Origin of the sequence: Candidatus Igneacidithiobacillus taiwanensis, assembly GCF_031962545.1 — a bacterium.
GTDB classification, from domain to species: Bacteria; Pseudomonadota; Gammaproteobacteria; order Acidithiobacillales; family Acidithiobacillaceae; genus Igneacidithiobacillus; species Igneacidithiobacillus taiwanensis.
Genome location: NZ_JAVRKK010000055.1, coordinates 1 through 13058, shown reverse-complemented (window position 1 = coordinate 13058; position 13058 = coordinate 1). Strand labels below are relative to the sequence as shown.

Below are 13058 nucleotides of genomic sequence, written 5' to 3'. Positions count from 1 at the left end.
TGCTTTGGGAGCAGGATGTCGCAGGTTCGAATCCTGTCTCCCCGACCAATAAAACAGGTACATAGTACAAAGTCACCGTGCAGTGGAATGTTAAGTCTACCCTCTGCCCGTCTCGTTCCCCTCGCTACCCCCGAAGAGTTCGTTGCCTTCTCAATCTCCTTTCGTATTTGCCACATTGGCACGGGCATTTGTTGTAACAACGAGAGCCCTCCTTCTAGCTCGCGCGACTCTCTCAGAACTCCGATCGGGAACATAAAAAAAGCGCCACCATCATAACGATGGTGGCGCCGCTAGCGGCTCGCTTAGCGATCTGCGAGCATGCGCTCGATACGCGGTCCGAGAATCAGCTCCATGGCGTAGCCCATCTTGCCGCCGGGGACGACTATGGTATTTTTGCGCGACATGAAGCTGCCGGGAATCATCTGCAAGAGGTACGGAAAATTCTCTTCCCGGTGGTCATTGAAGCGAATTACTACCATGCTCTCGTCTGGGGTAGGAATATCGCGTGCGATGAAGGGATTGGAGGTGTCTACCATGGGTACCCGCTGGAAATTGATGTGGGTACGGCTGAATTGAGGAGTGATGTAGTTGATGTAGTCGGGCATGCGTCGCAGGATGGTATCGACGATAGCCTCGGCAGAATACCCGCGTTGGGCATTATCGCGATGGATTTTTTGGATCCATTCGAGATTGACCACGGGCACGACGCCAACGAGCAAATCCACATAGTTGGCGACGTCGTGCTCTGCCGTCTTAACCCCTCCGTGCAAGCCTTCGTAAAAGAGCAGGTCGGTACCCGCGGGAATGTCCTGCCAGGGCGTGAAGGTGCCAGGTGCGCTGCCGCGCAGTTCTGCCTCGGCGTCGTCGTGAACGTAATAGCGCATCTTGCCTGTGCCAGTCTCGCCGTACTGGCGGAACAGTGCCTCCAGGGCACCAAAATCATTACCCTCGGGCCCAAAATGGCTGATGGTCTTGCCCTGCTCGGCAGCCTTGGCAATCGCCTCGCGCATTTCCACTCGGTTGTAGCGATGAAAACTATCGCCCTCGATAACTACCGGGTTGACATTCAAACGATGAAAAATATCGTGAAAAGCATGCTTGACGGTAGTGGTGCCTGCACCGGACGAGCCAGTCACCGCAATGACAGGGTGCTTATTAGACATGATTACTGCTCCTTGAATAGACAAAAAAGCTGTGGCGCATGCAACGCGAATGTTCGAAAGTGTATATCAGCGCCGACGGCAGGCTCAAATTCCCAGACATTGGGCTATGGCGAGGGTTGGCTCGGCCTGGTTCAGGGTATAAAAATGCAGACCAGGAGCGCCCTCCCGAAGCAGCAGCGCACATTGCCGGGCAACGATCTCGGTCGCTAGCGCATTTTGCGACGCTGGATCGTCCGCATATGCCTCAAAAAGCAATTGCATGTAACGTGGTATTTCCGCCCCGCATTGGGCAGAAAAGCGCACAATTTGCTGATAATTCTGGATCGGCATGATACCGACGACGATGGGCACCTGCACCCCCCGCCGCGCCAGGGCATCCCGGAGCTGCAGATAGGCGTCGGGGTTGTAGAAGTATTGCGTAACGAGGGTATCTACCCCCGCCTTGACTTTGGCCACTAAATAATCGAGGTCGTGCTTGGCAGAGATGGCCTGCGGATGCACGTCAGGATAGGCCGAGGCGAGAATTTCGAAACCACCGAAGGCGCGAATAAAAGCGACCAAATCGCTGGCGTGGCGAAAAAAGCCGGGGTTTTCCATACCGTCGGGTAAGTCGCCACGCAAGGCGACGATACGACGGATACCCCAATCGCGGTAGCGCTGCAGCAGTTCGCGAATTCCGCTTTCGGTAGAGCCGATACAGGTGAGATGTGGTACCGCTTCGTAATCGCCCTGCTCCTGCAGAAATCGCACGGTTGCCAAGGTGCGCTCCTGAGTGGAACCTCCGGCGCCGTAGGTCACCGAGGCATAGGCAGGACGCAGGGCCGCGAGGGCGGCGACGCTCTCGCGCAGACGCTCCTCGCCAGCAGCGTTCTTCGGCGGAAAAAATTCCACCGAAATTTCTGGGGCTGCCATATCAGTAGCGGTAGGCGTCGTTCTTGAACGGGCCGTCTACCGGCACACCCAAGTACGCAGCCTGCTCAGCCGTCAACCGAGTAATCACGCCAGAGAAACCCTCCACCATGTAACGTGCCACCTCTTCATCCAACTGCTTGGGTAATACGTCGACACGAATGGCGGCAGCCTTTTCCGCTTCCGGCAGATGCGCAAAACCCGCCTGGTAAAGATGGATCTGGGCCAAGACCTGATTGGCAAAGGAGCCATCCATGATGCGGCTGGGATGGCCCGTGGCATTACCTAGATTCACCAGCCGCCCTTCGGAGAGGAGAATGAGGTAATCGTGGCTGCCCGGATTTGCCTTGCTTCCGGGCTTGGCGTCGCGGTAGACCTTGTGCACCTGCGGCTTGACTTCCTCCCAGAGCCATTCTTGGCGCATGTAGGCAGTGTCGATCTCGTTGTCGAAATGGCCGATATTGCAAACCACCGCTCCGGGCTTCAGGGCTCGTAGCATGCGCCCGTTGCAGACGTTGAGATTGCCGGTGGCCGTCACCAGCAGATCGGTCTGGGCGAGGAGCTCGCGATTGATGCAGGCATCCGTGCCGTCGTCGATACCATCGCGGTAGGGCGAAACCACCTCGTAGCCATCCATGCAGGCCTGCATGGCGCAGATGGGATCGATCTCCGTTATCCGCACGATCATGCCTTCCTGCCGTAAGGAGGCCGCCGAGCCCTTGCCAACATCGCCATAGCCCAGCACCAGGGCACGCTTGCCGGAAAGCAGATGGTCCGTGGCACGTTTGACGGCATCGTTGAGGGAATGGCGACAACCATATTTGTTGTCGTTCTTGCTTTTGGTCACCGAATCGTTGACATTGATGGCGGGAATGCGCAGGGTACCCTCGCGCAGCATCTCCCAGAGACGATGCACCCCCGTTGTCGTTTCTTCCGAAACACCGTGAATGTTTTTGAGCAACTCCGGATACTTTTGGTGCAGCAGGCCGGTCAGGTCGCCGCCATCATCAAGGATCATGTTCGGCACCCAACCATTCGGTCCGCGGATGGTCTGCTCCACGCACCACCAATATTCTTCTTCGGTCTCACCCTTCCAGGCAAATACCGGGATGCCGGCCGCTGCAATCGCAGCCGCCGCTTGATCCTGCGTAGAAAAAATGTTGCAGGAGGACCAGCGCACCTCCGCCCCCAAAGCCACGAGGGTCTCGATCAGGACGGCGGTTTGGATGGTCATGTGGATACAGCCAGCGATGCGGGCGCCCTTGAGTGGCTGCTCCGCCCGATATTTCTCGCGGATGCGCAGCAGGGCGGGCATTTCCGTTTCGGCAATGCCTATCTCCTGGCGCCCCCAGGTGGCGAGGGAGAGGTCGGCAACTTTGTAATCGGCTTGATCTTGCAACACGGCATTCATCGGGATTCAACTCCTTTGAAAGACGAGCGCGGTTGACACGAAAGTCCGCCCCGAGCCTGACCGTTTGCACGGCTGCAGCGCCCCTCGGGGCAGACCCAGGATTTAGTCGAGACCAGCAGCCGCCCGCAAGGCCGCGGCGCGATCCGTGCGCTCCCAGGTAAACTCCGGCTCTTCACGGCCAAAATGGCCATAGGCTGCGGTTTTACCATAAATCGGACGGAGGAGGTCGAGCATTTGGATGATGCCCTTGGGACGCAGGTCGAAATGCTCCCGTACCAGGGCGGCAATGCGGTCGTCGGCAATGACCCCCGTACCGAAGGTATCGACCATCAGGCTCACCGGCTGCGAGATACCGATGGCATAGGCCACCTGCACTTCGCAACGCCGAGCGAGGCCGGCGGCAACAATGTTTTTGGCCACGTAGCGACCGGCATAGGACGATGAGCGGTCGACCTTGGATGGATCCTTGCCCGAGAAGGCGCCACCTCCGTGGCTGCCCTGACCGCCGTAGGTATCGACAATGATCTTACGTCCGGTCAGACCGCAGTCACCTACCGGCCCGCCAATAACGAAACGCCCAGTGGGATTGATGAAGTACTTGGTTCCCTTGTGCAGCATCTCTGGAGGCAGAACGGGGCGAATGATTTCTTCCCGCACCGCCTCGACCAGATCGGCGTGGCTGATATCGGGGCTGTGCTGGGTGGACAGGACGACCGCGTCGATGGCCACTGGACGCCCATCCTCATAGCGCACCGTCACTTGGCTTTTGGCATCCGGGCGCAGCCAGGGCAGACGACCATCCTTGCGTACCATTGCCTGCCGCTCCGTCAACCGGTGGGCAAAGTAGATGGGGGTGGGCATGAGTACATCGGTCTCATCGCAGGCATAGCCAAACATCAGTCCCTGATCGCCGGCCCCCTGATCGAGATCGAGGCCCTTACCTTCGTCAACACCCTGGGCAATATCCGGAGATTGCTTGTCGAGGGTCTGAACCACGGCGCAAGAAGCCCAGTCAAAGCCCATCTCCGAGGAATCGTAGCCAATACGACGTACCGTCTGTCGTGCCACATCCGCGTAGTCGACCTGCGCTGTGGTGGTGATTTCTCCGGCCAAGACGATCAAACCCGTGGTAATGAGGGTTTCGGCAGCAACCCGGCCATGCGGATCTTGACTCAGAATTGCATCGAGAATGGCGTCGGAAATCTGGTCTGCGACCTTGTCGGGATGACCCTCGGATACGGACTCGGAAGTGAACAGATGACTATTGGACATGCAAAGGGCTCCTCGGCTGCGCGAACGAGATCAGACTCGTACAAGTCGCTCAAATATAGCAGAGGCGCGAGTCGTACGAAAATGAAAGACGCTCATGCAGAGCGCGAATTTCCGTCAAGGGGTGGAGTGGACTGGGGCAATGAAGGGAAAAGCAGGCTTGCTCGACTCGCCCCCCCAGAAATAGGAAATACCGCCGGTGACTTGGACGTTGTTCAGAGTGCCACCCTGCGGTTGTGGCGCATCGAACAGGAGTTGATCCTGCACCCCCAAGCGCAGACCAAAGTGGTCGCCGATGCGCTGCTCATACCCGATACCAAAAACCCCCATGAGGGAGGTGCCGCGGCCAAGCTTTGGATCGAGGACATCGCTGGAGGCACCGAGGCCCAGCGACAGGTACGGGGTGCCCGGGCCAGACAGCGCATAATAATTGCCGATGACGGAGCCACTGTATTGATTGGCGCCGGTGCGCGACTGATTCTGCAGGTTGGCAAAGGCAGAAGCCACCTGTGCCTCGATGCCGAGGTGGCTACCCAGGCGCTGCCCCACCCGCAAGCCCAGGGTGCCACCGCCACTGAGGGGTGCCGAGCCAAAGAAAGTGTTGCCGCCAAAAAGATTGACGTAGGTCTGGCCGTCGGCAGCGAGAGTGCTGGCCGGTATCGCTACCAGCGCAGCACATAACAAGCTCGCAAAGAATCGGATTCGGCCCATCGATTCGCCCCGGCAAGAGACTCTGTCGTACAATGACTACAGTATAACCTATTTTGTTCAAAACACCACTCGTTTTCGTTGCAAAAAATCCACAGGAGTCTCCATGTCTACCCTCATCTGCGGTTCCCTGGCCTTCGACACCATCATGGTCTTTCAGGACCGCTTTAAAGAACACATCCTGCCCGACCGCGTGCACATGTTGAATGTCTCCTTCACGGTTCCCGAGATGCGCCGCGACTTTGGCGGCTGCGCCGGCAACATCGCCTACAATCTCAAACTGCTCGGCGGCGACCCTTTGATCGTCGGTACGGTAGGCCAGGATTTTACGCCCTATGCCCAGCATCTGGACGAGCTGCACATTGCGCGCAGCCACATCGTCACCCTGCCCGATCAGTACACCGCCCAGGCTTTCATCACCACCGACCTCGACGATAACCAGATCACCGCTTTTCATCCCGGGGCGATGCTGCGCGCCAGCGAGAATCGCTTGGTGGGACGCATTCCTGCTGGCAGTCGCTGGGCCATCGTGGCGCCCGATGGGCTCGACGCCATGGTCGGTCATCTCGCCGATCTCCACGCCGCCGGGGTTCAGACGATCTTCGATCCCGGGCAGGCTTTGCCGCTCTTCGATGGCGACACCCTGCGCAAAATGATCGATGACGCCGATTTCTTGAGCGTCAACGACTACGAGTGCGGCATGGTGCAAGCGCGTACCGGCTGGGACTTGGCAACCCTGCGCAGCAAACTGCAGGCGCTGATCGTTACCCAAGGCGAAGCGGGTTCGCGGATCTATTTGGGGGCAGAAGAAATCGTCATCCCGGCTGCTAAGGCAAAGGCGGTGGTCGACCCGACGGGCTGTGGCGATGCCTATCGCGCCGGGCTGCTCTTTGGCCTGGAACAGGGTTGGCCCTGGGCCGTGTGTGGCCGCGTCGCCTCTCTTCTCGGTGCGTACAAGATCGAGGTGGCCGGCACCCAAAACCACCGCTTCAGCGCTGCACAATTCGCGCAACGCTACGCGGAGAATTTTGGCGAGGCACTGCCCGCGGTTACGGCTCGATAGGCTTGTCTTCCGCCTCCCAAACCACCATGCCGCCGGCCAAGCTGTGCACCTGGGTAAAACCCATTTGCTGCAGGGTGACGGCGGCAAAGGCAGAGCGAGTGCCGGTGTCGCAGTAGAGCAGCACCCGCCGCCCTCGCGCCCGGGATAGTTCCGGGTGCGCTTTGCCATAGTCGAGATCGGCCAGCGCTTCGAGATGGCCACGGGGCACATGATGCGCCCCGGGCAAACGGGCACGCGCAAAATCCTCATGCTCGCGCACATCGACGATGAGGACATCCTCTCCCGCCTCGAGCCAAGCTTCGACGGTATCGCAGTCGACTTCGCTGATTTGTGCTCGCGCCTCGCGAATGAAATCTGCCAGACTTTTTGCCATGACAATCCTCCTACTCGGAAATAGCGATACGCTGACCGCAGCGTAGCCGAAAAGCAAGAGAAAGCCCCTTCTCTTGGCCATAAATTCGTTCTATGCTCAGATTGTATTCTGCCTCCCAGAGGAGTCTGCCATGATCCGGAAACGCAGCAAGACCGCCGAATGCAAGCTTCCTTCCCTGGCCATGGACGCCGAAGGGCTTTGTCAGGACACGCAGCATTATTTGTTCCGCACCCTCGGCGTTCCAAGCGAAGGTTTGGTGGCCGAGGCGCAGGCCAACAGTATCTATATCGCCGTAGGGATGGCACTGCGTGATCGCTTGGTGGAACGCTGGAATCGCACCGAAGCGCAGTGCCGGGCCACGCAAGGCAAGCGCGCCTTCTATCTTTCGTTGGAATTTTTGCTCGGACGCAGTCTGAACAATACCCTGCTCAATCTCGGGCTGGAAGAAGCCGCGCAGAACGCGTTGCTGAGCCAAGGCTGGGAGTTGGCAGAAATTGCCGAGCAGGAGGCGGATGCGGGCCTTGGTAACGGGGGACTCGGGCGTCTCGCCGCGTGTTTTCTGGATAGCTGCGCGAGCCTAGCCTTGCCGGTCACTGGCTATGGCATCCGCTATGACTACGGAATGTTTCGCCAAGAAGTCCATGGCGGCGAGCAGGTGGAAGAGCCGGATCACTGGCTCAAGAACGGCTATCCCTGGGAGCTGAAGCGCCCGCATCGCGTCCGGCGAGTACTCTTTGGGGGGCACAGCGAAACCTACATCGATGCTGGCGGACGTACCCGCTTTCGTTGGGTGAACACCCATGACGTTCTCGCCGTGCCCTACGATATCCCCATCCCCGGCTACGCCAATGGGGTGGTCAACACCCTGCGCCTGTGGCGTGCCGCCGCTACCGATGTCTTCGACCTAGGCGAATTCAACGCCGGCGCCTATCCCGAGGCGGTAGCGGCCAAGAATGCTGCTGAACATATCAGTATGGTCCTCTACCCCAATGACAGCAGTGAGAATGGCAAGGAATTGCGGCTGCGCCAGCAATATTTTCTGGCCTCCGCCAGCCTCCAGGATGTACTCGCCGACTGGGCTGCGGAGCACGGCGACGATTTTTCCCACTTTGCCAGTCAGCATGTATTCCAGCTCAACGATACCCACCCGAGCATTGCCGTGGCGGAGCTGATGCGCCTACTCCTCGATGTGCACGGCTTGGATTGGGATACCGCCTGGACTATCACCAGCAACTGCATGGCCTACACCAATCATACCCTGCTCCCGGAGGCCCTCGAACGCTGGCCAGTGCGGCTCTTCCGGCAATTGTTGCCGCGAGTGCTAGAAATCGTGTACGAAATCAATGCCCGCTTTCTGCGCGAGGTGGCGCGCCGCTACCCGGGCGACAGCGCGCTATTGGCTCGTCTTTCGCTCATCGAAGAGGGTCCGGAGCCGATGCTGCGCATGGCGCATCTCGCCGTGGTTGGCAGCTTCTCCGTCAACGGCGTGGCCGCCCTGCACACCGAGCTGTTGCGGAAGGATCTGTTCCGTGACTTCTCGCTCCTCTGGCCGGAACGCTTCAACAACAAGACCAATGGCGTCACGCCGCGGCGCTGGTTGCAGTCCGCCAATCCCGAGCTGTGCGCATTGATCAGTAGCAAAATCGGGACGGCATGGCAGCAAAATCTGGACGCCCTGCGTGAACTCGCTCCCTATGCCAATGATGCCCGCTTCCGCAAGAGCTGGGCCAAGATTCGTGCCGCCAACAAGGCTGCTTTGCTGGATATCATCGCCCGGCAGACCGGGGTACAGATGATTCCTGGCGCCCTCCTCGACGCTCAGGTCAAGCGCATCCACGAATACAAACGACAATTGCTGAACGCCTTGCACGTGGTGCATCTCTACGACCGCATCAAGCGCGGCGACCTCGACGGCTTTACGCCACGCAATGTGCTCTTTGCCGGCAAGGCGGCACCCGGCTATTTCATGGCCAAGCGCATCATCCGCTTCATCAACGAGATCGCCCGCACCATCAATGCCGACCCCGACACCGAGGGCCTACTGCGTGTCGTTTTCCTGCCCGACTATCGGGTATCGCTGATGGAAAAGATCTGCACCGCCACCGACCTCTCGGAGCAGATCTCTACCGCTGGCAAGGAGGCCTCCGGTACCGGCAACATGAAATTCATGATGAACGGCGCCCTCACCATCGGTACCCTCGACGGCGCCAACATCGAGATTCGCGACGCCGTAGGGGCGGAGCATTTCTTCCTCTTTGGTCTCAATGCCGAGGAGGTGGCACATTTGCGGCCGCGCTACGACCCGCAGCATTTCGTTGCCGCCGACCTCGACCTCGAGCGCGTCCTGCAACTGGTGCGCAGCGGCTATTTCAATCCTTACGATTTTGGCCTATTCGACTGCCTCCTCGATGCCGTCTCCTCTCCCCACGATCCGTGGATGGTGCTGGCGGACTTCACCAGCTACAAACAAAAGCAACAGGAGGTTTCGGCACTGTGGGGCGATCAGGAGGAATGGCTGCGCTTCAGCATCCGCAACACCGCCGCGAGCGGGGTCTTTTCCAGCGACCGCACCATCCGCGAGTACAACCAGGATATCTGGCACTTGCAACCATTGGTGGCGGAGGGCGGCCGTCTTGATTAGAATCGGCAACCAAATCGATTGCGAGATGTGAAGGAGTTTCGTGAGCAAAGCGTCTGTTCGTCCCGTTGTGCTGCTCATCCTCGATGGCTGGGGATATCGCGAGGCGGCGGAGGATAACGCCATCGCCCAGGCCCATACGCCGAACTGGGACGCCTGGTGGCAACACTACCCCCATACCCTACTACAGGCATCAGAGGCTTCCGTAGGCCTGCCGCGCGGGCAAATGGGCAACAGCGAAGTCGGCCACATCAACATCGGTGCCGGACGCGTCGTCTACCAAGAATACGAGCGCATCAATCGCGCCATTGCCGACGGCAGCTTCTACCGGAATGCCGACCTCGTTTCGGCGGTGGACGCTGCCGCGAGCCGGGGTAAGGCAGTCCATATTCTTGGCCTGCTCTCCCCGGGCGGGGTCCATTCCCACGAGGATCATCTTCTCGCCGGTTTGCGGCTGGCGCGCCGGCGTGGTGCCGAACGCGTCTATCTGCATGCGTTTCTCGATGGTCGCGACACAGCGCCCCGTTCGGCGGCCGCCTCCTTGCAAAAGGTCGAGGCCGTCCTCGCGGAGGAGGGAGGTACACTAGCCACCCTCATCGGCCGCTACTATGCCATGGACCGCGATCATCGGTGGGATCGGATTCAGAAGGCCTACGACCTCATCACCCAGGGCTTGGGGCAAGAGTTCCCTAGCGCCGAAGCCGCCCTCGCAGCGGCGTATGACGAGGTCGAAAGCGACGAGTTCGTTCCGGCATCCCGCATTGGCGCCCCGGTGACGGTCGAGGATGGCGACAGCATTCTCTTTCTCAACTTTCGCTCCGACCGCGCCCGCCAGATTACCCGTGCCTTCGTCGAGCCCGACTTTTCCGGCTTTGTGCGCGCCCGCAGCCCCAAACTTGCGGCCTTCGTCACCCTCACGGAATACAGCGAGCAACTGCCGGTGTCCGTGGCCTTTCCGCCCACCCGCCTGCGTAACACCTTTGGGGAGTGGGTGTCGCGCTTTGGCCTGCGCCAACTACGCATTGCCGAAACGGAAAAATATGCGCATGTCACCTTCTTTTTCAATGGTGGCGAGGAACAGGTATTCGCAGGTGAGGATCGCATTCTCGTGCCTTCTCCTGGGGTTGCCACCTACGACCTGCAACCGGAGATGAGTGTGGGGGATCTTGCCGACCGATTGGTGGCAGAGATCGAAGCACAGCGCTACGATGTCATCATCTGCAATATTGCCAACCCCGATATGGTCGGCCATAGCGGCAAGCTGAGCGCCGCCATTGCCGCCGTCGAGGCCGTCGACCGCGCGCTGGGGCGCATCGTACCCGCCGTTCGGGCGCAGGGCGGCGAGGTGCTGATTACCGCCGATCATGGCAATGTGGAACAAATGCGCGATCCGGAAACCGGTCAGGCGCATACGGCACACACCTGTAATCCGGTACCGCTGCTGTATATTGGGCGACCCGCTCGCCTGCTGGATACCGGCGCCCTCGAAGATCTGGCACCGACCCTCCTCCAACTTCTTGGCCTGCCCCAACCCCCGGAAATGGGTGGCAAAAGCCTGATCGAGAGCGCGTGAACCCCCGTCTTCCTTCCTTCTTTGCCCTCCTTGCTGCACTACTCTGCCTAGATGCCGGGTCCGCCACAGCCAGCGATCTGCCGCAAAAGATCAACGCCAACAAGGCACGCTTGGCGGACATTCATCACAGTGTTTCGGCATTACAAGCACAATTGCAGGAAAAGCAGAAAACCCAAAGCCAGTTGCGTGCCGAGATCCAGCAATTGGACGTGCGCATTAAAAGTACCCAGGATAAACTCCATAAGATCGAAAACGAGCGGCAACAGACCCGGGCGCAAATCGCCAAGCTACAGCAGCAGATCGACCAATTACAGCAAACACTCCAGCAGCAGAAGCAGATCCTCGCAGACCAACTGCGTGCCGCCTACATGCTTGGCGGCGAAACGCCTTTGGCGGTGTGGCTGCAAACGGAAAAACCGGCGGAAATTGGTCGGTTGAGCGTGTATTACCAGAGTTTGGCGCGGGCACGCCTGGAGCTGATCAGCAAAACGCAAAGCACCACAGCGCAGATTGCCGAGAGGCAGAAACAAAAAAAGCAACAAGAAGCACAGCTGACCCAACTCGCTCAGCAAACCCAGACGCAGGAAAACACCTTGCAGGCTCAGCGCAACCAGCACGCCAATCTTGAGGAGCAACTAGTGCGGCGCATTGCTGCCGATCGGGCAAAAATTGCCAGCCTCGAAGCCAATGCCAACATCCTCAATGGCTTGGTGAGGCGTCTGACCGCTCAGTACAGCCAACAGTTGGCCGCCGAAAGGGCGGCGGCCAAGCGGGCGGCGGAGGCAGCAGCGCGCAAACGCGCTGAAGAACAGCGCCTGGCCGCCGAGCGCCGGGCAGCAGCGCAAGAAGCGGCGGCACGTGCGGCAGCGGAACGGCGTGCCGCCGCCCGCGCTGCCGAGAAGAAACGCGCCGAAGAGCTGCAAGAGCAGTTGCATCGAGCACCCCTGCCGAGCAAGCCGGTCACCCCGGCGCCGATCACGACGGCCCCAGTCCAAGCAACGCCCATGGAGCCCACTCCTCCGACCAGCCCACCACCGAGTGTTGCCGTTGGACACGGCAGTTTTCCGCCGCCGGTGAACGCTCCTGTACAGCATCTCTTTGGTACCCCGCGCGTTGCCGGTGGGCCGGCTTGGGAGGGAGTGACCTTTGCCGCGGCCGCAGGCACCCCGGTCCATGCCATCGCACCGGGTATGGTGCTCTATGCCGGCCCTCTCACCGGATATGGGGAGATCGTCATCGTCCAGCAGGCGGATCTGGTGCTGGCAATTTATGGACACCTGGCCCAGCCACAGGTGCGGGTCGGGCAGAAAGTGCAGACAGGGAGTTTGCTCGGCAGTGTCGGCAGCGGCGGAGCAATGCAGAACGATGGCCTTTACCTCGAAATTCGCAGCCATGGACATCCCGTCAATCCCTTGCAATACCTGCGCTGATCCTTATGCCTTTGGAGGCCGCATGACCCGCCGTATCCTGCAGCTTTGTCTACCCTTCCTGGTATTCGGGACGCTGGCGATGAGCAGCCCCCCGGCCTGGGCAGACGACGGCAAAAATGCCGAAATTCCGCTGCGAGAAATCCAGACCCTGAGCGAGGTCTTTGCTCTGATCAAGGCCGACTATGTGGACCCCAGCTCCAATCAGAAGCTCATGCAGGGGGCGATTGCCGGCATGGTGCAGTCCCTCGATCCGCATTCTGCCTACCTAACCCCGGAAGAGTGGAAAAAGATGCAGGAGGTTACCGATGGTCGCTTCGGCGGGGTGGGCATCGAGATCACCCCCGATCATGGCCTCTTGCGGGTGGTGACGCCCATCGACGGCACGCCGGCGGCCAAGGCAGGGATCCGCGCCGGTGATGTGATCGTCAAGATCAATGGCAAAGCGGTGGAGGGGCTGGGTCTGGAAAAGGCTGTCGATGAGATGCGCGGCAAGCCCGGTAGTAAAGTTACCCTCACGCTGT

11 protein-coding genes and 1 riboswitch are annotated in these 13058 nt (G+C 59.7%); of the genes, 5 read left to right on the top strand and 6 right to left on the bottom strand.

Going from position 1 to position 13058, the window contains the following annotated elements:
* Positions 1-302: 302 nt before the first annotated feature.
* The 5 genes from RTI30_RS08375 to RTI30_RS08355 all read right to left on the bottom strand — a co-directional run bounded on the left by RTI30_RS08375 (position 303) and on the right by RTI30_RS08355 (position 5463).
* Positions 303-1163 carry a phosphoribulokinase gene (locus tag RTI30_RS08375; RefSeq protein WP_312262619.1) on the bottom strand — a complete coding sequence of 287 codons (861 nt, stop codon included), beginning with the start codon at positions 1161-1163 and terminating at the stop codon, positions 303-305.
* Positions 1164-1247: 84 nt separating this feature from the next.
* The gene (gene metF / locus RTI30_RS08370) at positions 1248-2075 is read right to left on the bottom strand and encodes a methylenetetrahydrofolate reductase [NAD(P)H] (protein ID WP_312262618.1); all 828 of its coding nucleotides are present in this window, start codon (positions 2073-2075) and stop codon (positions 1248-1250) included.
* A 1-nt stretch (position 2076) separates the two neighbouring features.
* Complete coding sequence (ahcY, locus tag RTI30_RS08365) at positions 2077-3483, bottom strand: adenosylhomocysteinase (RefSeq protein WP_312262617.1); 1407 nt, start codon at positions 3481-3483, stop codon at positions 2077-2079.
* 17 nt (positions 3484-3500) lie between these two features.
* Positions 3501-3575, bottom strand: a riboswitch (S-adenosyl-L-homocysteine riboswitch).
* A 10-nt stretch (positions 3576-3585) separates the two neighbouring features.
* Positions 3586-4755: a methionine adenosyltransferase gene (metK, locus tag RTI30_RS08360; RefSeq protein WP_312262616.1), complete on the bottom strand. Its 1170-nt coding sequence runs from the start codon at positions 4753-4755 to the stop codon at positions 3586-3588.
* A gap of 114 nt (positions 4756-4869) precedes the next feature.
* Positions 4870-5463, bottom strand: a complete 594-nt coding sequence (locus tag RTI30_RS08355) for an outer membrane beta-barrel protein (RefSeq protein WP_312262615.1) — start codon at positions 5461-5463, stop codon at positions 4870-4872.
* Between the two features lie 103 nt (positions 5464-5566).
* Here RTI30_RS08355 and RTI30_RS08350 point away from each other — a divergent pair, with 103 nt between their 5' ends.
* Positions 5567-6523: a carbohydrate kinase family protein gene (locus RTI30_RS08350; protein WP_312262614.1), complete on the top strand. Its 957-nt coding sequence runs from the start codon at positions 5567-5569 to the stop codon at positions 6521-6523.
* On the opposite strand, the gene RTI30_RS08345 is transcribed toward RTI30_RS08350, so the two are convergent.
* Positions 6510-6896: a rhodanese-like domain-containing protein gene (locus RTI30_RS08345; RefSeq protein ID WP_312262613.1), complete on the bottom strand. Its 387-nt coding sequence runs from the start codon at positions 6894-6896 to the stop codon at positions 6510-6512. The genes RTI30_RS08350 and RTI30_RS08345 overlap by 14 nt on opposite strands.
* 130 nt (positions 6897-7026) lie before the next feature.
* Between RTI30_RS08345 and RTI30_RS08340 the strand changes: the two genes are divergently transcribed.
* The 4 genes from RTI30_RS08340 to RTI30_RS08325 form a co-directional block, all read left to right on the top strand.
* Positions 7027-9537, top strand: coding sequence for a glycogen/starch/alpha-glucan phosphorylase (locus tag RTI30_RS08340; RefSeq protein ID WP_312262612.1), 2511 nt, complete (start codon positions 7027-7029; stop codon positions 9535-9537).
* 40 nt (positions 9538-9577) lie between these two features.
* Positions 9578-11107 (top strand): 2,3-bisphosphoglycerate-independent phosphoglycerate mutase, encoded by a 1530-nt coding sequence (gene gpmI, locus RTI30_RS08335; RefSeq protein WP_312262611.1) that lies wholly within the window; start codon positions 9578-9580, stop codon positions 11105-11107.
* Positions 11104-12537, top strand: a complete 1434-nt coding sequence (locus RTI30_RS08330) for a peptidoglycan DD-metalloendopeptidase family protein (protein WP_312262610.1) — start codon at positions 11104-11106, stop codon at positions 12535-12537. Before gpmI ends, RTI30_RS08330 begins: the two co-directional genes overlap by 4 nt.
* Before the next feature lie 22 nt (positions 12538-12559).
* Positions 12560-13058: PDZ domain-containing protein (locus RTI30_RS08325; RefSeq protein WP_312283627.1), on the top strand; the 499-nt coding region annotated here is incomplete at its 3' end.